This is a genomic window from Kitasatospora sp. NPDC043950, from assembly GCF_056435345.1.
In genome coordinates, this window is sequence record NZ_JBWKER010000034.1 from 73,011 (window position 1) to 89,726 (window position 16,716).

Annotated in this window: 23 protein-coding genes and 1 pseudogene; 12 read left to right on the forward strand and 12 right to left on the reverse strand. The window is 74.0% G+C overall.

From position 1 onward, the window contains the following. Positions 1-7: 7 nt before the first annotated feature. Together AC07BF_RS22960 and AC07BF_RS22965 are read left to right on the forward strand one after the other, a co-directional pair. Entirely contained in the window at positions 8-850 is an 843-nt protein-coding gene (locus AC07BF_RS22960; protein ID WP_363586807.1) for a helix-turn-helix domain-containing protein, read from the forward strand. Continuing rightward, positions 835-1,041, forward strand: coding sequence for a DUF397 domain-containing protein (locus AC07BF_RS22965; protein ID WP_363586806.1), 207 nt, complete (start codon positions 835-837; stop codon positions 1,039-1,041). Before AC07BF_RS22960 ends, AC07BF_RS22965 begins: the two co-directional genes overlap by 16 nt. A 69-nt stretch (positions 1,042-1,110) precedes the next feature. Here the strand turns inward: AC07BF_RS22965 and AC07BF_RS22970 are convergent, their stop codons facing one another. Further along, on the reverse strand, positions 1,111-1,410 hold the full coding sequence (locus tag AC07BF_RS22970) for a DUF4253 domain-containing protein (RefSeq protein WP_478333867.1): 300 nt from the start codon (positions 1,408-1,410) through the stop codon (positions 1,111-1,113). Between AC07BF_RS22970 and AC07BF_RS22975 the strand changes: the two are divergent. The 4 genes and pseudogenes from AC07BF_RS22975 to AC07BF_RS22990 all read left to right on the forward strand — a co-directional run. After that, positions 1,294-1,605 (forward strand): annotated as a pseudogene (locus AC07BF_RS22975) (Scr1 family TA system antitoxin-like transcriptional regulator); the annotation flags it as partial. The gene AC07BF_RS22970 and the pseudogene AC07BF_RS22975 overlap by 117 nt on opposite strands. An 82-nt stretch (positions 1,606-1,687) precedes the next feature. Continuing rightward, positions 1,688-1,900, forward strand: coding sequence for a DUF397 domain-containing protein (locus tag AC07BF_RS22980; protein WP_363586805.1), 213 nt, complete (start codon positions 1,688-1,690; stop codon positions 1,898-1,900). Positions 1,901-2,259: 359 nt separating this feature from the next. Next, a complete protein-coding gene (locus AC07BF_RS22985) occupies positions 2,260-3,066 on the forward strand; it encodes an SDR family oxidoreductase (protein WP_363586804.1) in 807 nt (268 codons plus the stop codon). Positions 3,067-3,093: 27 nt separating this feature from the next. After that, entirely contained in the window at positions 3,094-3,987 is an 894-nt protein-coding gene (locus AC07BF_RS22990; RefSeq protein ID WP_400810355.1) for a helix-turn-helix transcriptional regulator, read from the forward strand. Positions 3,988-4,050: 63 nt separating this feature from the next. On the opposite strand, the gene AC07BF_RS22995 is transcribed toward AC07BF_RS22990, so the two are convergent. The 5 genes from AC07BF_RS22995 to AC07BF_RS23015 form a co-directional block, all read right to left on the reverse strand. Next, positions 4,051-4,875: a DUF4253 domain-containing protein gene (locus tag AC07BF_RS22995; RefSeq protein WP_478333862.1), complete on the reverse strand. Its 825-nt coding sequence runs from the start codon at positions 4,873-4,875 to the stop codon at positions 4,051-4,053. A gap of 76 nt (positions 4,876-4,951) precedes the next feature. After that, positions 4,952-5,950, reverse strand: coding sequence for an aldo/keto reductase (locus AC07BF_RS23000; protein ID WP_478333863.1), 999 nt, complete (start codon positions 5,948-5,950; stop codon positions 4,952-4,954). A 147-nt stretch (positions 5,951-6,097) separates the two neighbouring features. Continuing rightward, positions 6,098-6,997 (reverse strand): S1 family peptidase, encoded by a 900-nt coding sequence (locus AC07BF_RS23005; protein WP_478333864.1) that lies wholly within the window; start codon positions 6,995-6,997, stop codon positions 6,098-6,100. A 52-nt stretch (positions 6,998-7,049) separates the two neighbouring features. Continuing rightward, on the reverse strand, positions 7,050-7,589 hold the full coding sequence (locus AC07BF_RS23010; protein ID WP_363630950.1) for a hypothetical protein: 540 nt from the start codon (positions 7,587-7,589) through the stop codon (positions 7,050-7,052). A gap of 140 nt (positions 7,590-7,729) precedes the next feature. Next, positions 7,730-8,368 (reverse strand): PH domain-containing protein, encoded by a 639-nt coding sequence (locus AC07BF_RS23015; RefSeq protein WP_363630948.1) that lies wholly within the window; start codon positions 8,366-8,368, stop codon positions 7,730-7,732. 357 nt (positions 8,369-8,725) lie between these two features. Here AC07BF_RS23015 and AC07BF_RS23020 point away from each other — a divergent pair, with 357 nt between their 5' ends. The 3 genes from AC07BF_RS23020 to AC07BF_RS23030 all read left to right on the forward strand — a co-directional run bounded on the left by AC07BF_RS23020 (position 8,726) and on the right by AC07BF_RS23030 (position 11,346). Continuing rightward, positions 8,726-9,172 carry an XRE family transcriptional regulator gene (locus AC07BF_RS23020; RefSeq protein WP_363586798.1) on the forward strand — a complete coding sequence of 149 codons (447 nt, stop codon included), beginning with the start codon at positions 8,726-8,728 and terminating at the stop codon, positions 9,170-9,172. Between the two features lie 168 nt (positions 9,173-9,340). After that, positions 9,341-9,910, forward strand: coding sequence for a ParH-like protein (locus AC07BF_RS23025; protein WP_363586797.1), 570 nt, complete (start codon positions 9,341-9,343; stop codon positions 9,908-9,910). Beyond that, the gene (locus AC07BF_RS23030) at positions 9,907-11,346 is read left to right on the forward strand and encodes an MAB_1171c family putative transporter (protein WP_363630946.1); all 1,440 of its coding nucleotides are present in this window, start codon (positions 9,907-9,909) and stop codon (positions 11,344-11,346) included. Before AC07BF_RS23025 ends, AC07BF_RS23030 begins: the two co-directional genes overlap by 4 nt. A gap of 65 nt (positions 11,347-11,411) precedes the next feature. Here AC07BF_RS23030 and AC07BF_RS23035 read toward each other — a convergent pair whose 3' ends face one another. The 4 genes from AC07BF_RS23035 to AC07BF_RS23050 all read right to left on the reverse strand — a co-directional run bounded on the left by AC07BF_RS23035 (position 11,412) and on the right by AC07BF_RS23050 (position 13,350). Beyond that, positions 11,412-11,846: a hypothetical protein gene (locus AC07BF_RS23035; protein ID WP_363630945.1), complete on the reverse strand. Its 435-nt coding sequence runs from the start codon at positions 11,844-11,846 to the stop codon at positions 11,412-11,414. A gap of 79 nt (positions 11,847-11,925) precedes the next feature. Continuing rightward, the gene (locus AC07BF_RS23040; RefSeq protein WP_363586794.1) at positions 11,926-12,726 is read right to left on the reverse strand and encodes a helix-turn-helix domain-containing protein; all 801 of its coding nucleotides are present in this window, start codon (positions 12,724-12,726) and stop codon (positions 11,926-11,928) included. A gap of 18 nt (positions 12,727-12,744) precedes the next feature. Beyond that, positions 12,745-12,978, reverse strand: a complete 234-nt coding sequence (locus AC07BF_RS23045) for a hypothetical protein (protein WP_363586793.1) — start codon at positions 12,976-12,978, stop codon at positions 12,745-12,747. A 174-nt stretch (positions 12,979-13,152) separates the two neighbouring features. After that, positions 13,153-13,350, reverse strand: a complete 198-nt coding sequence (locus tag AC07BF_RS23050; RefSeq protein ID WP_363586792.1) for a hypothetical protein — start codon at positions 13,348-13,350, stop codon at positions 13,153-13,155. A 94-nt stretch (positions 13,351-13,444) separates the two neighbouring features. Here AC07BF_RS23050 and AC07BF_RS23055 point away from each other — a divergent pair, with 94 nt between their 5' ends. Continuing rightward, positions 13,445-14,191 (forward strand): hypothetical protein, encoded by a 747-nt coding sequence (locus tag AC07BF_RS23055; RefSeq protein WP_363630943.1) that lies wholly within the window; start codon positions 13,445-13,447, stop codon positions 14,189-14,191. A 52-nt stretch (positions 14,192-14,243) separates the two neighbouring features. Here the strand turns inward: AC07BF_RS23055 and AC07BF_RS23060 are convergent, their stop codons facing one another. Together AC07BF_RS23060 and AC07BF_RS23065 are read right to left on the reverse strand one after the other, a co-directional pair. Beyond that, positions 14,244-14,447, reverse strand: coding sequence for a hypothetical protein (locus tag AC07BF_RS23060; RefSeq protein ID WP_478333865.1), 204 nt, complete (start codon positions 14,445-14,447; stop codon positions 14,244-14,246). Beyond that, a complete protein-coding gene (locus tag AC07BF_RS23065) occupies positions 14,447-14,962 on the reverse strand; it encodes a cupin domain-containing protein (protein WP_363586790.1) in 516 nt (171 codons plus the stop codon). The genes AC07BF_RS23060 and AC07BF_RS23065 overlap by 1 nt, the downstream gene beginning before the upstream one ends. A gap of 101 nt (positions 14,963-15,063) precedes the next feature. On the opposite strand from AC07BF_RS23065, the gene AC07BF_RS23070 reads away from it, so the two are divergent. Together AC07BF_RS23070 and AC07BF_RS23075 are read left to right on the forward strand one after the other, a co-directional pair. Then, complete coding sequence (locus AC07BF_RS23070; RefSeq protein ID WP_363630942.1) at positions 15,064-15,669, forward strand: hypothetical protein; 606 nt, start codon at positions 15,064-15,066, stop codon at positions 15,667-15,669. 154 nt (positions 15,670-15,823) lie between these two features. After that, positions 15,824-16,654, forward strand: a complete 831-nt coding sequence (locus AC07BF_RS23075) for a BPL-N domain-containing protein (RefSeq protein WP_363630940.1) — start codon at positions 15,824-15,826, stop codon at positions 16,652-16,654. Positions 16,655-16,716 lie beyond the last annotated feature (62 nt).

Genomic DNA, 16,716 nt, shown 5'->3' on the forward strand with positions numbered 1-16,716 from the left:
AGCAGCCATGGTGAACATCAAGGAAATTGACCCGAAGTCATCCCCGTGGGCCGCCTTCGGGATCCAACTCCGCAGGTCACGCATGGCGATGGGCCTCAAGCAGGAACAGCTCGCGCGCAGGATCGGTGTCCACCCGTCCTACGTCTCGTTCGTCGAACTTGCGCAGCGCCCGCCGAGTGAGAAGTTTGCTACCAAGGCCGATGAGATCCTGCAGACGGGCGGGACCCTGCTGCTGATGTACTGGCAGCTCCGCCACACAGCTTTGGTGCCGGGCTTCCCCGAGTACGCGAACTACGAGGCCCGCGCAGAGAAGATCAAGCTCTTCGAAATCAACGTGATTCCAGGACTGCTACAGACCCGGGCATACGCAACCGCTTGGGAGCAGGGCAATCTCCGACGAGGAACCGTCACACCAGAACAGGCCCAGGAGCGAATCGAATTCCTGCTCGCCCGACAAAACATCCACGCCCGCACTTCGCCACCACTTCTGCACGCGGTGATGGACGAGAGCTGCCTCAGGCGGCCCATTGGCGGCCGCGACACCATGATCGAGCAGCTGATCCACCTCGAACATCTCGCCAAGCAGCCCAACATCATCATCCAGGTGGCCCCGTACTCGCTAGGCGAGGACAGGCCGTTCACGCGCCTGGTGCACCTCCTTACCATGCCAGGACGCAAAATGCTCTCTTACGGCGAGATCGAGCAGCGAGGCTACATCGATCGAGATACTGAGACGATTGCTGCGCTGGCCGACGACTACGATCGGCTCGTAGTCGAAGCCATGAGCCAGGCCGACTCGGTGGCCATGATCCGCGCGGTACGGAGGGACTTTGAATGGATGTCGACCTGACTGACACCGGCTGGAGGAAGAGCTCATACAGCGGTAGCGGCGGCACGTGCGTGGAGGTCGCCAACGGCTTCACCGATGTGCAGCCCGTCCGCGATTCCAAGGACCCCGACGGCCCGGTCCTCCTCTTCCCCTCCGCCGCCTGGCAGGCGTTCGTCACCGCCGTCCGCACCGGCGAATTCGGCACCAGCTGACGTCGCCTGACGTTTGCAGGCCGACGGGGTTCGTCGGCCCCGAACTCGGCAGCGGGAACGGGTGCCGGGTCAGTCCCACCAGAACGACCACTGGTGGGAGGCGACGAGGCGTTCGGCGTAGGCGGCCAGAGTGCCGGCGCCCTGGAAGACGAGGTCGGGGCAGAAGGCGGTGTGCTCGGCGGCCAGCGGAAGGGCCTCGGCAAGCGTGACGGGCGGGACGGCGACGCTCAACTCCAGGGTGTCGAATCCGACATGGCCCGGCAGAAGTTCCTGGAACGCACACCCTCGCCCCTGGTCTTCGTCGCCCTCGACGAGAGTGCTCTTCGGTGGCGACTCGGTGGCCCCGCCGTCATGGCGGAACAGCTCCAGCGGCTCGAAGACCTGGCGGAAGGACTGCCGAACGTCCTGGTGCAGGTCGTCCCCTTCACCATGGGGGTCCACCGGTCGTTCCGCTCGGCCGTCACGCTGCTGACCGTCGGGGACAACGCCCAGTTCGGGTACACCGAGACACTGCACCGGGGTTTCCTCGAACGCGATCGGGCCACTGTCGTGACGTGGCGCAGGAGATACGATCGTCTTCAGGTAGACGCGCCGCCCAGGGCCGAGTCCCTGGCCGTGATCAGAGCATCCGGAAGGAACTGGCACCATGAGCTTCCGCCCCGATCTGTCCTCTGCCCACTGGGTCAAGTCCTCCCACAGCTCCGACGGGGGTCAGTGCGTCGAGGTCGCGCCCGGCTTCCCGAGCGTCATGCCCGTCCGTGACTCCAAGGACCCCCACGGCCCGGCCCTCCTCTTCCCCTCCGCCGCCTGGCAGACCTTCGTCACCGCCGTCCGCACCGGCGAATTCGGCGCCAGCTGAAGTCCCTCGATGGCGTCGCCGACCCGGGCCGGGGCGGCGGCGCCTGACGGTGTCGCTCTGGATGACGAGCCGTCGCTGAGCCACCTCTGCCCAGACGGTGGGCGAGCCTGGCGGGGCACGGCCTGCGGTGGCTCGATGCCCCCGACGGCCCCGAACTCGGCGGTGGGAGCGGGTGCCGGGGTCAGCGCATCAGGCGAGGGGGGCTCTCACAGTACCTGTATCACCAGGGTCTCCCAGACGTTCAAAACGCCTGTCACCATGGACACACACCGCAGCTTCAACCCCATCGGTTCAATTCAGCTGCCCCGAATGCGCGACCGTGTCGGCGAATTCTTCCACGACAGAACAGACGGAGACCAATGGCGGACAACCAATTCACCACTCACGCGGAACTTTTCGATCTGAGTGGGAAGTACGCCCTTGTCACCGGCGGCACCAGGGGAATCGGGCTGATGATAGCGCGCGGCCTTCTCCAGGCGGGCGCCCGCGTCGTCATCAGCTCGCGCAAGGCAGACGCGTGCGCGGAGGCACAGCATCTGCTGTCCGAATTCGGCGACGTTCGAGCAATCCCCGCCGACCTGTCCAGGCACGACGAGTGTCAGCGCCTCGCCGATCTTGTCCAGGTCGGCTCGGAACGTCTGGACATCCTTGTCAACAACGCGGGAGCGATGTGGCGCGAGCCGCTGGCAACGTTCCCGGACGAGGCCTGGGACGCGGTGATCGACCTCAACCTCAAGTCGCCGTTCTGGCTGGTGCAGGCGCTGCTCCCCGCACTTCGCAGGGCGGGCACCGCCGATGATCCCGCGCGGATCATCAACATCGGCAGTATCGCCGCCATCCACGTCGCCCAGTCGCCCAACTACTCGTACGCCAGCAGCAAAGCGGCACTCCATCAACTCACCAGGGTGCTTGCCAGGGAGCTGGGCCCGCAGCACGTCACGGTGAACGCGGTGGCACCGGGAGTGTTCCCGTCGCGGATGACGGCGTCCACGCTCGATGCCGTCGGCGACACGATCGCGGCCGCGGCCCCTCTGCGCCGGATCGGCCGCGACGACGACATGGCGGGTGTCGCCGTGTTTCTCGCCAGCCGGGCCGGGTCCTACCTCACGGGCACCGTCATCCCGGTGGACGGCGGCATCGCGACGACCGCATCGGGCACCCCTTAGACTGCGGGACCGGCTTACGGTGAGGGGATGGCCGCGATGGATCTGCGCACCGAGATCCGGGAGTTCCTCAGCTCGCGTCGCGCCCGCATCGCACCCGCGCAGGCGGGCCTGCCCGCTTACGGCGGCAACCGTCGGGTCAAGGGTCTGCGCCGCGAGGAGGTGGCGCTACTGGCGGGGGTATCGGTCGACTACTACGTGCGCATGGAGCGCGGCAGGCTCGCCGGTGCCTCCGATGGCGTACTCGGCGCGCTGGCCTCCGCCCTGCAACTCGACGAGGCCGAGCGCGACCACCTGTTCCACCTCGCGCGCCAGTCCACGGCGCCCAGCGGCCCACGCCGGCGCAGGCCTGCCGTGACGGTGCGCTCGACGCTGCAGCAGGTGCTCGACGCGATCTCCGGTGCGCCGGCCTGGATCGGTAACGGCCGTTACGACGTGCTCGCCACGAACCAACTCGCTCGCGCGCTGTATTCACCGGTGCTGGCCGACGCGCGACGGCCCGCGAACACCGCGCGGTTCGTCTATCTGAACCCCGAGGCGGCCAGGGATTTCTTTGTCGACTACGACCACATTGCCGGTGGCGTGGCCGCGAAGCTGCGCATGGAAGCCGGCCGCGATCCGCACGACGAGGAGCTGATCGCCCTGGTCGGCGAACTGTCGACGTCCAGTGAGCTGTTCCGGCAGCGGTGGGCATCTCAGGACGTGCGGCTGCACCGGTCCGGCCGCAAGCGTGTGCGCCATCCGATCGTGGGCCGGCTCGACTTGGACGTCGAGTCCCTGGGACTGCCCGCCGAACCCGGCCTGCACCTCAACGTCTACACCGCACCCGCGGGCACACCGACCGCTGACAATCTGGCGCTCCTGGCGTCGTGGGCGGCCACCCAACGGGCGCCGGCGACCGAGCTCGAAGCGCACAACGGATAGTCCAGCCCCTTCAGCCGTACTGGTCCGGTGGATCCGGACTCGGTGGCGGGAACGGGTGCCGGGTCAGTCCCACCAGAACGACCACTGGTGGGCGGCGACGAGGCGTTCGGCGTAGGCGGTCAGGGTGCCGGTGCCCTGGAAGACGAGGTCGGGGCAGAAGGCGGTGTGCTCGGCGGCCAGCGGGAGGGCCTCGGCGAGCGTGGCGGGCGGGACGGCGACGCTCAACTCCAGGGTGTCGAACCCGACTTGGACGACCTGGGCGCCGAAGCGGCGTTCCCAGTCGGCGAGTACGGCGGCGATCTTGGCGGTGTCGTCCTCGTGGTTGAGCGGGCCGCTCCAGCCGCAGGCGGCCAGCGCCTCGGCGCCGCTGCCCGCCTCGACCAGGCCCAGGCGCGCGTCCCGTACGGACAGCAGCACGTCGGCCAGGCCGCGGGCCTCGATGCCGGGGGCTCCGTCGGGGACGGCGGCGGCGGGGGCGGTGCCGGGCCAGGCGGGGCCGAAGGGGGCCAGGGCGGCGTGGAGTTCGGCGGCTTCCTCGGCGTCGAGCGGGCTCTCGGGCGGGCTCTCGAGCGCGTCCTCGTCGGTGCCGCCGAGCTGCTGCCACCAGCGGCGCAGCAGGGCGTCGGGGTCGTAGAGGGTGGGGTCGGAGGCGGAGGCCGGGAAGAGTTCGCCGGACAGCCAGGGGCGGTAGTCTGCGCCGTCGCCGAGGGGGACGAGCAGCAGCGGCCACAGGCCGGACTGCGGGTGGGCGCGGTGGAGTTGCTGCCACAGGCCGGCGGGGGCGGGGGCGTCGCTGATCCACAGCAGCGGCTCCGGCCCGTCCTCGCCGCCGACCAGGCGGCCGGGCGGGAGGGTGGCGGGCAGGAGACGGGACAGGTCCGAGGTCATGCGGCCACCGTAGGGGCGGTCACTGACACGGGAGTTCGGGCGGCGGGGTTCGGGCCCGCGGTGCGGCGGGGGCGGTTCAGGACCAGGGCAGGGCGGCGCGGGTGCGCCAGTACTCCGGGGCGGGTTCGGCCAGGGTGGCGAGGGCGGCCAGGTCGTCGGGGGTGGGGTGCAGGGTGGCGGCGGTGAGGTTGGAGGCGAGCTGGTCGACGGTCGCCGCGCCGGACAGGACGAGGTCGGCCCAGGGCTGGGCGGCGGCCGCGGCCAGGGCGAGGGCGTCGAGGGGCGCGCCGGTGCGGGCGGCGAGGGCGCGCAGTGCGGCGGTGTCGTCCCCGGTGGCGTTGCGCCCGGCGAGGCGGCCGTTGGCCATGCCCTCCTTGACGACGACCAGCCAGCCGGCGGCGTGGGCTTCGGCCAGGGCGGGGGCGGCGGAGGGTTCGAGGAGGTTCCAGGTGGCCTGGACGGCGGTGAACAGCGGGCGGCCGTCCACGGTGACGGCCAGGGCGGCGCGGATGGTGTCCGCCTGGGCCGGGCCGCTGGTGGACAGGCCGACCCGTACGCCCTGCCCGGCCAGGTCGGCCAGGCGGGCGTGCAGGGCGGTGTCGGTCAGGGCGGGGCTGTCGGGGGTGACGGAGTGGACCAGGTAGACGTCCAGGTGCGGGCCCAGCAGGGAGCGGGTCTCGTGGAGCTGGCGGTCGAACACCGCCGTGGAGTGCTCCTTGACCTCGTGCGCGGCCACCCCGGTGGTCTGCCAGCCGGCCGTGTAGGTGTAGCCCCACTTGCTGCCGACCGTCACCTCGGCCGCGGCCTCGGGGTGTTCGGCGAGCCACTGGGCGACGAACTCCTCGGCGCGGCCGTAGGAGCGGGCGGTGTCGAGGTAGCGCACGCCCGCGGCGTAGGCGGCGTCGAGCAGGGCGTGGGTGCGGTCGCGCAGCGCCTCGACGGTGCGTTCGGCGGGCAGGTCGCCGTCACGCCCGAGGGTGATGTAGCCGGGCCGGCCGACGGCCGCGGTGCCCAGGCCGTACCGCGCGATCGGCGGGCGGTCGGCGGCGGCTCCGGTGGCGGGGTCGGTCGGCATGGCGGGGTCTCCTCGGGCGCGACGGTGCTCACCTGGGACTTTACCGTCGGGTCGGCCGGCGTATCCGGCCGCCGGGGTCAGGCGGTCGGCCGGATCGGCCGGTCAGTCAGTCAGTCAGGCCAAGGCAGGTCAGCCGGGTCAGCCAGGTCAGCCGGCGGCGATGGTGGCCTGGATCCAGTCGGCGTAGGCGCGCACGTCGGTGTACAGGCCCGGGCCTCCGGTGCAGGGGACGCCCGGGGCGCCGGGGCCGGAGGTGGTGCCGATGAGCTCCCAGCGGCCGCCGCGGCCGCGCTGGAGCTGCGGGCCGCCGGAGTCGCCGACGCAGGCCATGGCCTTCGGGGTGGGGCTGGTCGTGCACAGGCGGGTGGGGCCGGCGTAGCCGGGGGCGCAGTCGGCCACGGCGCCGCGGCGGGTGTCGAGCTCCTGGAGGCGGTCGGGGAAGACCATCTCCTCGAACTTGGGGGTGTCGACGACGGTGCCGAAGCCGAGCAGCCGGGTCGGGGTGCCGGGCGGGCCGGGGCGCTGGGCGACGGGGAGGGGCCGCTGGGCGACGGGGCGGTCCAGGCGCACCAGGGCGAGGTCGTCGTAGTTGGGGCGGGTCTGGCCGTCGCCGAAGCTGAAGCCGGGGTGGACCACGTTGCGGGTGATGGCCCGGACGGTGCCGCCGCTCTTGCGGTGCGCGCTGCCGATGCGCACGATGCCGTCGAGCTTCAGTTCGTTCTCCGGGGGGCTCGTGACGCAGTGGGCGGCGGTCAGGACCCACTGGGGGTCGATCAGGGTGGCGCCGCAGGTGCCGTCGGCTATCTGCTTGGCGCTCATCGGGATCGTGGCCATGAACGGGTAGCGCTCGGTGGAGTCGTGGCCGTTGACGATCGCTTGGGCGCTTCCGGTCATGGCGGTGGTGCCCAGGGCGGCGGCGAGGGCGGCGACGGCGGTGGCGCGGGCGGCGCGGCGGCGGACGGTCTTGTGCAGGAGCACGGGTGACGGCCTTTCGGATCGGTTGGTTCGGATGCGTCCAGCCAACCCTGCGGCGCCCGTCCGGGACATCCGGGCAGCGGGCCACCGTGCCCGGGGGCTGTCCCCCGGGCACGGTGGCGGGCTACCAGGGGGTCGCGGCGGGCCGGGCGTTGGTGCCCGGGGCCTGCGCCGGCCTGGGCGCGGGAGTGGCCGCGGGCCGGGAAGCGGGCGCGGGGGCGGGCGCGCCGAAGTCGCCGACGTCGCCGGAGGAAGTGCGGATGGCCCGGGGCGCGGAGGGCCGCAGGGAGTCGGCGGGGCGCACGGCCCGGACGGGGGCGAGGACGGGGGCCGGGGCGAGGCTCTGGTCGAGGCGGACGACGAAGTTGACGTAGTCCAGGGGCTTGTCGGGCCAGTGGCAGTCGTTGCTGGTCAGCAGGCGGCTGCGGACGCCGTCGCGTTCGGTGACGGGCCCGGGGGTGACGCGCAGGTTCGGCTGCCAGCTGCGGCCCCACAGGTGGTGTTCCAGGGTCAGCGTCCAGCTGTCCTCGTCGACTTCCAGGGTGGCGCCGACCCGGCCGGGCAGCGTCCGGGTGCCGTAGGGGCCGCGCACCACCGCGCGCTGGTCGAAGCTGGCGTTCTTGCCGACCACGGTGATCCGCCATGCGCCGTGGAACCTGAGCATCGCCGCACTCCTGACGTCCTGGCGCGCCGTCCGGGCGGGCGCGCTTCCGTCGGGGTCAACGGCTGCGGGGCGGTGGGCGGCTCAGCGGTGGGCGGCTCAAAGGGCCGGGGCGGGCTGCGCGGGCCCGGTCCGGTCCCGGTTCAGGCGGCGTCGGGGCGGGCGGCGGGCCGAGCGGCGAGGGACGCGCCGGGGGCGGTGTGGGCGAGCGCCGGGTAGCCGTGCGCGGTGAGGACGAGGTCGGCGTAGCGGCGGTCGTCGAAGGGGACGCCGTGGCGCCGGAGCAGGTCGAACAGTTCGGCGAGGCGGCGGGGTTCGGTGCCGCGCGGCAGCCCGTCGCGGGTGGTGCCCAGGATGCCGAGGACCGGCCCGTACAGGTGTGCGGCGCGGGCGATGCGGGCGGCACGGGCGGTCCGGCGGGGTGCCGGGGTCAGGCGCAGCAGCAGGACGAGCCGGTGGGCGCCGGAGTCGGCGTCCTGCCCGGCGTCCATCGTGAGCCCCTGGATGTCCCGCCACCGGTAGCGGCGCGGGACGAACGCCCGTACGAGGGTGAGGCCGTGGTCGTCGGCGCGCAGCCAGAAGCCGTACGGGACGGGCAGGGCCACGCCCAGGACGGCCGCGCTCGACAGCAGCAGCGCGGGGACGGCGCCCATCCGGCCGGCGTCCCCGGTGTCGGCGAGCACGATGCCCATCGCCAGGGCGAGCACGCAGCCGATGGGGGCGCCGGCGGCTCGCCACAGGAAGCCCAGCCGCACCGTCTGGTGTCGCGGCGCCGTGCTCACGGGCGCCTCCTTCCCACGTCGTGCCGTCGGTGGGGCCGACCGGTCCGGCCGATCCCGTCTCGGGCGTCGATGCCTGGCGGTCCCAGGGGAGTCGGTCACGCTACCGGCCTGCCGAGATCGTTCGGCCGATCCGGGGGAAACGTCAAATGTCTTTAACACGAACGGACTTGATGGTCAGTCAGCTTGACTGGTCCGCCCGCGGTCCAGGATGTCAGCCGCCGGCGGAGGGGTCAACTGACGTTGATTGGCGGTATCTTGTGATCCACGCCAGCTGATGCCGTTGGGTTATCGTGACCTGGCCGGCCCTGCCCGCCCGCCAGGAGGAGACGTGCGGGGCCCCGGTGAGGAGGGCGGGCCATGGCGGAATCGAACCGGGAGGACGGACCGGTGGAACTGTCCGGGCTCGCGGCCAGGATCGAGGCGCTGTTCCACACCGTCCGCAGACCCGACCGCGAGCAGTACACCAACGAAGAGGTGGCCCGGGCCTGCCGCGAGGCGACCGGGGAGTCGTTCTCCACCACCTACCTGTGGCAGCTGCGCACCGGGCGCCGGGACAACCCGACCAAGCGCCACCTGGAGGCGCTCGCCCAGTTCTTCCAGGTCCCGCCCGCGTACTTCTTCGACGAGCGGCAGGGCGCGGAGATCGCCAAGGAGCTCGCGCTGCTCGGCGCGCTGCGCGACGCGGGCGTGCGCAGCCTGGCGCTGCGCGCGGTCGGCCTCTCCTCCGAGGGCCTGGACACGGTCAGCGAGCTGATCGACGTCATCGCCCGCCGGGACGCGGCCCGCCGGAACCCGGCGCCCTGACGCCGGCGGCGCGGGCCGCGGGCGGGGCGGACGGGGTCCGGGGCTGACTGGGTCCGGGGCGGACGGGGCGCGGGGGGCTACGAAGACGGGGGCCAGGCACGGAGGCGGAGCCACGGCGGTCGGGAGATCGGGGGGAACGGGGCCGCTGATCGAGAAGGGGAACACAGCGTGCGGGACGACAGGTGCTACCGATCGGCGCTGCGCCGCTGCCGGCGGATGGCCGAACAGCTGGAACTGCCGAGCCCGTTCGACACCACCGTGCTACTGGAGCAAATCGCCCGCCGGCGGGGACGGCCGATCGACCTGCTGCCGGTGGCCGCCCGGCCCAACGCGCCCTGCGGGCTGCTGGTGTCCACCCGGGAGGCGGACTACATCCTGTACACCGCCGACACCAGCGCGCTGCACCGCCGGCACATCCTGGTCCACGAGATCGCCCACCTGCTCCTGGACCACGCCGGCTCCGCGCCGCTCGGCCCGGCCGCGGACCTCCTGCCGCACCTGTCCCCCGACCTGGTCCGGCGGGTGCTCGGGCGCACCGGCTACGACGAGCCCCAGGAACGCGAGGCCGAGCTGCTGGCCTCCCTCATCCTCAGCCGGGCCGCCAAGGCCGACGCCGCGCACCCGCCCGGCCCCGCCCCGCACCCGGACTCGCTGGACGTCCTGGACGCCCTGCTCACCGGCGAGCCCGGCCCCGCCGGCGACCGGGCGGCCGACGGCCGGGCGGCGGGGCGTCCGTGAGCGGCCTCGTCCTCTACGGCGTCGCGCTGTTCTTCGCCCTGAGCGCCTGCCACTTCGCCCGCGGCCGCCGGACCAACCCGCGCGCCATCGCCCGCTACAGTTGCTACGCCACCGCGCTGCTCGCCGCCGCCCTGCTGCTGCTCGCCCCGCCCACCGTCCAGGCCGCCGACCGGCTGCACCGGCTCGGGATCGCGCCCGCCGTGCCCGTCCTGCTCGGCGACGTACTGCGCATCGGCGCGGCCTGCGCGATCCGGCTGCTGGCCGGCGTCCTGCGCGATCCCGAGGGCGTGTCTGACAATTCGCGGCGGATCAGCGCGCGGCGGTGGGCGCCCGGCTGGGCGTGCCGGCGAAGCGTCCTCGTACTGGGCCGTACTTGGGCGTTTCGCCGGTGCGTCCAGGCGGGATGCCCGGCGTCGTGCGCCCGGCGGGAATTGTCAGACACGCCCGACCTTCCCCGCCGCGCGGTGCGGCGCCAGCTCGCCCTGCTGGCCGGCGTCCTGGGGGTGCGGGCGGTCCTGTTCGTCGCCGCCGCGCCGGGCCTGGATGCCTCCGACCTCACCGCCGCGCCCTCCACCGGCGCCCGTCTGGCACTGGCCGGGTACACCGCCGCCGGCGTGCTCTACCTCGCCTACTGCCTCACCGCCCTGCTGCGCCAGCTCGCCCGGCTCGCCCGCGCCGCCGTGCCCGGGCGCCAGCGCAGCGGGCTGCGGCTGCTCACGCTGAGCCTGGTCGCGGGCCTGCTGTGGAACGCCTGGGGCGTCGACGACGTCGTCCAGGCGGCGGCCACCGGCACCCAGGCCGGCGCCGAGGACGCCCTGTGCGGCGTCCTGGGCCTGCTGTGCGTGGCGCTGCTCGCGGCGGGCCTGGGCACCACGGTGTGGCCGGCCGCGCACGCCGCCGTCCGCGGCTGGCTGCGCGCCCACCGCCGCTACCGGGCGCTGGCCCCGCTCTGGCGGGACCTGCACACCGTGCTGCCGGAGATCGCGCTCGCGCCGGCCAGCCGCCTGCCGCTGCTGCCGCCGCGCGACCCGCAGTTCGCCCTGTACCGGCGGATCATCGAGATCCACGACGCCCGGCTGATCCTGCGCCAGCACCTCGACCCGCGGACCCCGCGGTGGCTCGCCGCCGCCGCCTCGCGCTTCCCCCCGTCCGCCGCCCGGGCCGGCGCCACCGCCGAGGCCGCCGCGCTGGCCGCCGCGCTGGAACGCGCGGCCGCCGGCGCCCGGCCCAACCCCGACACCCCGCGCACCGCCCCGGCGGCCGAACCGCCGCACGCCCTGGGACAGGACCTGGAGTCCGAGGCCGACCACCTGGCCCACCTCACCCGCGTCTACGCCACCTGCCCGGCCGTCGCCGAGGTACGGGCCCGTGCCCGCGCCGCCGCCCCCTCCCCCGCCGCTCCCGACCCCGACCCGGTCGCGAGCCCCGCGCGATGAGCCGCCGGACCGGCCGGGGGCAGCCCGGCCGGTGGAACGACGGGAGCGGGCCGGGGCGGCGGCCGCTACCGGCGGACGGCCGCCAGCGAGCGCAACTGCACGTGGACGGCGCCCGGTTCGGTGCCGGTCAGGGCCGCGACCTCGGCGGCGGGCAGGGCGAGGACCAGGTGCAGCAGCAGGACGTCCTGCTGGGGGGCGGTGAGGTGGGCGACCGGGCCGAGCGGGCGCGGGCCGGCCAGGGCGCAGACGCGTCGGCGGACCGCCTGCCAGGCGTAGGCGGCCGGGCTGGCGGTGGCGAGGGCGTCGAGCCAGTGGCCGCTGAGGTCGTCGAAGGCGCCCTGGACGGCCAGCGGGGCGTCGGCCGCGGGGAGCAGCAGGGCGGCGTAGTCGAGGTAGTGGCGCAGGTGGAGGTCGTACAGCGCCCACAGGCCCAGCGCCGGTCCGGTGGCGGTGGTCGTGGTGATGGTCGTGGTGGTCGGCTGTCGCGGTGGTGTCGGCATGGTTGATTCCCGAGGTGGCGCGGGTGGGTGCTGGTCCGCGGACGGGGCGCTGGTGGCGCGTTCCCGTCCGCGGACCGGGTCACACGAGTACCGGCGGGCCGCCGCCGGCGCCGTCGCGGCCCGTCCCGGCGGAGTGGCCGGGGTGGCCGGCGTCCTCGGCGCGGTCGGCGCGGTCGGCGGCCAGGCTGTTGCGCAGGGTCACCCACAGTTTGAACAGGATGTCCGTCGAGGTGCCGCTGCTGGAGGACTGCATGGCCCGGGTGAACTCCCGTTGGTACGTGCGGGAGTTGACCGGTGCCGGGGTGCGGGCGTTGTTCGTCCGCTCCCAGGCCGCCGCCCACAGTGCGCGGCGGGCCTCCTTGACCCCGCAGACCTCCATGTAGGTGAGGAACACCGCCTTGCGCAGCGGGGCCTCACCCCTGAGGACCAGCGCCAGGGTGCTGGAGGGCAGGCGCCCTCCCCCGGCCCGGGCCCGGCGGTCCAGCTCCTCCAGGGAGGGCCAGTCGGCCTTGCGCCGCATCTCGTGCATCGCCCGTCGCAGGTCGGCGAGGGAGTCGACCTGCTCGGGGTTGAGCCGTCGGGGCGCCCGGCGCTGGGTCCCGGAGGGGCGCGGGACGTGGGCCCAGTAGTTGGCCAGGGTCCACTTGCGGCGGGCCGCCTTGAGGTCGCCGTCGCAGGCCCGGGTGAGGGCCTCGACGACCTCCCAGTTCGGCATGGTCCGGCCGCTGGTGGCCCGTTGCAGGGTGGTCGGGTGGTAGTTGGTCCGGTCGGCGAGCTGACGGTAGGTCAACCCCGCCTCTTCACGCTGCTCGCGCAGCAACGCGGCGAGTCGGCCCAGGGCCGGCTCGGTCGCCGCGATCGGTTTCTCCTGGCGTCCCATCGCGGTCCGGCGTTCCTTCTAGGCCCGCCCCTGCTGGAGCCTGGCATTCAACAGCAGCCCGCCGGTGGCCAGTTCGAGCGCCGCTCCCGCCGACATGCCCGTCCTCACCAGGGCGGCGGCCACGACGACCACGACGACGACCACGGCCGTCCGCACGGGGCCGGACGACCAGGGCAGGCCCGGTCGCGGCGGCGCCGGGTGGCCGGCGGCGCAGTGGGCGGGGGCGCGCTTCTTCTTCCGCTTCCTCGTCATCGAGGACCTCCTATATCACCGTCTACTCCAACGGACGGGCACTTCGGTGGTTGGCGTCACGCGAGGAACCCGTTTCGCGCAACACTCTGTCAGGCGTACGGGTGATTCCCAATCGGTTCGGTGAACATCGCGAAGATTGATGCGCCAGAATCCCGGGCCCGGCCCGCAATCTCGTCACAACCCTGTGACATCAGTGCAGTTCAGGAACTCGAAACCGGAATTTGATGCATTTTTGTGCAACTCGCCCTTGTAGCCGTCCTGGCTGAATGTGACGATGTGCAGCAGCGTCATCCAGACCTGCGGGTCAGGAACCCGGGGGCGCTGTCTACTCCAAATTTTCGGGAACACCGGCAGCGGGCCGTGTTGGCGCATGGGCCCGTCCGAACAGCAGAGACCGCCCGGCCCCAGCGGCCCGAGCGGTCTCTCTGCATTTCCCCATTTCCCCGGCCCGAGAGGACCCCGACCGGTGAACGGCTTCGAGTACCTGCTCGGCATGCTGCTGGCCCAGCCCGTACGGGCCCGGGACGCGCTGCGCGCCCGTCTGCCCACCACCCGCCGGCTGCGCGCCCTGGCCTCCTCGCCGCGGGTCGAGGCGCTGCGGGCCGCCGAGCGCGAGCGGATCCGCCGGCTGGTCGAGGGCCTGGCCGCGGTGGAGGGCGTGACGCACCTGCTGACCCGCGTCGCCGACCACTGCGACCGCCCCTCCTCGCTCGGCCTGCTCACCACCACCGCCGAGGGCCGCGGCGTGCTGGTCTGCCGGATGAGCGCCGCCGCCTACTTCGCCACCGGCGAGGACATCACCGCCGTCCTGCCCAGGATCGAGGCGGCGGGCCTGGCCGACTGGGGCTTCCCGAACACCTGGGGCGACGAACCGCCGTACTCGCCGGGCACGGTCGCCTACGCGCTGCGCTACCACCGCGACCGCGGCCTCTTCCCCGACGGCCGGCGGATGCCCGGCCCGAGCCTGTCCACCGCCGACGCCACCCTGGTCTGGGACCTGCCCGGCATCCCCCGCCCGGACCCGCACTGGCCGCGCAGGGGCAGCGACGTGCGCTTCCGGCACGAGCAGATCCCGCCGGACGGCGACCCGGCCGCGCTGCTGCGCGCCGCCCGCGCCGAGGGGCCGGGCCCGGTGCTGGTGCTCACCTTCGGCCGCGACTGGACGGACACCTGCACGTACCACGCCGTGCCGCGCGGGCGCGAACCGGGCTGAGCGGCCGGTGCGGCCGGGGGCGGCGCCCCGGCCGCACGCACGGTTCAGGCGCTCAGCACTGGGGCCGGCGGCCGTGGTTGGCCCCGCGCCGGGCCCGGGCCTTCTTCTTGCGGCGACGCTTCGACGACATGGCCACTCCTCTCGCAACCAGGACACCCCCGGCTTCCACCGTTCCACACCCGGCCCGCACCGGCCCGCCGGGAACGGCCGTCACGGGCCCCGGGCGGGGCAGGGCGGTTTCTAGGGGGCGGGGCATCAGGCGCGGGCGGCGCTCCGGTCGAGGGCGGCGCGCCAGGCGGGGCTGTCGACGTAGTGGTTGTCGAAGCGCCCGGCGGAGGCGGCGATCGCGCCCGGGTCGGTCTCGCCGCGCATGACGCGCCCCAGCAGGCGCAGGTAGTCGAAGCGGTCCATGCCCGGGGTGAACACGAACAGGACGTCGGCCTCGGCGCCCGGGGCGGCGGCGAAGGCGTGCGGGGTGTGCGGCGGCACGGCGAGGAAGTCGCCCTCGCCCAGGATCGTGACCTCCTCGCCGACCAGCACCTGCAGCGAGCCGCCGATGACGAAGAACAGCTCCCACGCCCGGGTGTGGAAGTGCGCGGGGGCCCCGACGGCGCCCTTGGCGAAGGTGGAGCGGTAGCTGGTGAACCCGCCCTCGGTGTGCGCCGAGTCGGCGAGCAGGGTCATGGTGCTGCTCGGATCGGCGCAGGTCTCGGCCCCGGCGTGGCGGGTCAGCACGGGGGCGGCGGGGGCGGCGTTGCTCGTCGTCGTCATGGGACCAGGCTAGGTCCGGAAAGACCAGATATCAGGTGGCAATTCCATGCCGATTTCATGGGTCAATTCCCGGGGTCGGCGGCTGCTGGCAGACTGGCCCGATGACGACGGACGATCTTCTGCGGCACCAGGACGAACGGCAGGCCGAGGCCGGGGCGGTCAGCGCCGACCTGGGCCTGGACGAGCTGCTGGGCGCCCTCGGGGAACCGGTGCGGGTGGGCAGTTCGGCGCTGGGGCTGATGGTGCGCCGGGACCTGGACGTCACCGTGGTGTGCCCGCGCCTGGACACGGCCGCGCACGAGCGGGTGGCCGCGCTCGGCGCGCGGCTGGCACTGCACCCGCGGGTGCGGCAGGTGCGCCTGCGCAACGACACCGGCACCTGGAACACCGACCCCGCCGCCTACCCCGACGGCCTCTACCTCGGCCTGGACTACCGCTGCCCGCAGGGCCGCGACTGGACCCTCGACCTGTGGTTCGTCGACGAGCCCGCCCGCCAGCCCGACCTCGCCCACCTGCGCGACCTGCCGCCGCGTCTCACCCCGCAGGCCCGCGAGGCCGTCCTGCGGATCAAGCACGCCTGGTCCGAGCACCCCGAGTACGGCCGCGGCGTGCGCGGCTGGGACGTCTACCGCGCCGTCCTGGACGACGGCGTGCGCACCCCGGAGCAGTTCGAGCAGTGGCGCACCGCCCGGGCCGCGTCCGCCTGACCCGTCCGCCCGCGCTACTCCCCCGGGCCCGCGGCCCGTCAACGCGGACGGCGCGGGTGCACCCGTTCGGAGGGCGGACGTGCGGCGCGGGCCGCTGTGCCCGTAGCGTCGTCGCTGCACACGGCGTAGGTCCTGTCGGGGGAGGGTGTCAGCGATGGCGGCAGTGCCGGTCATGAGGGGTGGGCGGCGGCCCGGGCGGGCCGCCGCGGCCCTGGCGGTGGCGGCGGCGCTGCTGACGGCGTCCGCCTGCGGCGCCTCCCCCGTGTCGGACGGCGCGGCCGGCGACGCGGTCGCCGCCGCCGACGGGCGGCCGCTCGCGCTGGTCTACCGGGGCCCGGCGGCCTGCGAGGGCTGCCCGGAGGCGGCGCGGGAGCTGCTGGAGCGCGACGGCTTCGCGGTGCGCTACGTCGGGCCCGAGGAGCGGCTGCGTTTCGGCGCTGGCGTGCTGGCCGGCGCCGCGCTGTACGTGCAGCCGGGCGGCACCAACGGGCAGGAGGTGAGCACCGCGTGGGGCCTGCTCCAGCGCGACCCCGGCTTCTCGCCGGAGCTGGTGCGCGACTACGTCCGGGGCGGCGGTCGCTACCTGGGCCTGTGCATGGGCGGCTACCTGGCCGGCGACCCGGGCTACGACCTCCTGCCGGGCGACTCCGGGCAGTACATCCGCTCCCGGGGGGCGACCGTCACCGACGAGCAGGACCGCCTCGTCGACGTCGCCTGGCGCGGCCGCCCGCAGCGGATGTACTTCCAGGACGGCCCGTACTTCGACGTCGACGGCCCGGGCGTGGACGTCCTGGCCCGCTATTCCAACGACCGCGCCGCCGCCGTCATCGCCCCCTACGGCTCCGGCCGGGTGGCGGTCAGCGGCCCGCACCCGGAGGCCCCCGCGGACTGGTACCGCGACTACCACCTGCCCGACGAGTCGAAGACCGGCCTGGGCCTGGGCGACGACCTGCTGCACGACCTGATGGCGGCCCCCGCGTCCTGACGTTCCGTCAAGTCCCCTACGGGCGGGCTGCGGTGTCACGCCCGCGCGGCGGGTCCTGCGGG

Coding starts and splice junctions, on each gene's coding strand:
- AC07BF_RS23000 (WP_478333863.1), bottom strand. CDS start 5,950: ATGCCGACCGACCCCGCCACCGGAGCCGCCGCCGACCGCCCGCCGATC.
- AC07BF_RS22995 (WP_478333862.1), bottom strand. CDS start 4,875: ATGACCTCGGACCTGTCCCGTCTCCTGCCCGCCACCCTCCCGCCCGGC.
- AC07BF_RS23065 (WP_363586790.1), bottom strand. CDS start 14,962: ATGACGACGACGAGCAACGCCGCCCCCGCCGCCCCCGTGCTGACCCGC.
- AC07BF_RS23075 (WP_363630940.1), top strand. CDS start 15,824: ATGGCGGCAGTGCCGGTCATGAGGGGTGGGCGGCGGCCCGGGCGGGCC.
- AC07BF_RS22980 (WP_363586805.1), top strand. CDS start 1,688: ATGAGCTTCCGCCCCGATCTGTCCTCTGCCCACTGGGTCAAGTCCTCC.
- AC07BF_RS23020 (WP_363586798.1), top strand. CDS start 8,726: ATGGCGGAATCGAACCGGGAGGACGGACCGGTGGAACTGTCCGGGCTC.
- AC07BF_RS23060 (WP_478333865.1), bottom strand. CDS start 14,447: ATGCCCCGCCCCCTAGAAACCGCCCTGCCCCGCCCGGGGCCCGTGACG.
- AC07BF_RS23005 (WP_478333864.1), bottom strand. CDS start 6,997: ATGTCCCGGACGGGCGCCGCAGGGTTGGCTGGACGCATCCGAACCAAC.
- AC07BF_RS23010 (WP_363630950.1), bottom strand. CDS start 7,589: ATGCTCAGGTTCCACGGCGCATGGCGGATCACCGTGGTCGGCAAGAAC.
- AC07BF_RS22965 (WP_363586806.1), top strand. CDS start 835: ATGGATGTCGACCTGACTGACACCGGCTGGAGGAAGAGCTCATACAGC.
- AC07BF_RS22990 (WP_400810355.1), top strand. CDS start 3,094: ATGGCCGCGATGGATCTGCGCACCGAGATCCGGGAGTTCCTCAGCTCG.
- AC07BF_RS23050 (WP_363586792.1), bottom strand. CDS start 13,350: ATGCGCCAACACGGCCCGCTGCCGGTGTTCCCGAAAATTTGGAGTAGA.
- AC07BF_RS23045 (WP_363586793.1), bottom strand. CDS start 12,978: ATGACGAGGAAGCGGAAGAAGAAGCGCGCCCCCGCCCACTGCGCCGCC.
- AC07BF_RS23040 (WP_363586794.1), bottom strand. CDS start 12,726: ATGGGACGCCAGGAGAAACCGATCGCGGCGACCGAGCCGGCCCTGGGC.
- AC07BF_RS23070 (WP_363630942.1), top strand. CDS start 15,064: ATGACGACGGACGATCTTCTGCGGCACCAGGACGAACGGCAGGCCGAG.
- AC07BF_RS23035 (WP_363630945.1), bottom strand. CDS start 11,846: ATGCCGACACCACCGCGACAGCCGACCACCACGACCATCACCACGACC.
- AC07BF_RS22985 (WP_363586804.1), top strand. CDS start 2,260: ATGGCGGACAACCAATTCACCACTCACGCGGAACTTTTCGATCTGAGT.
- AC07BF_RS22960 (WP_363586807.1), top strand. CDS start 8: ATGGTGAACATCAAGGAAATTGACCCGAAGTCATCCCCGTGGGCCGCC.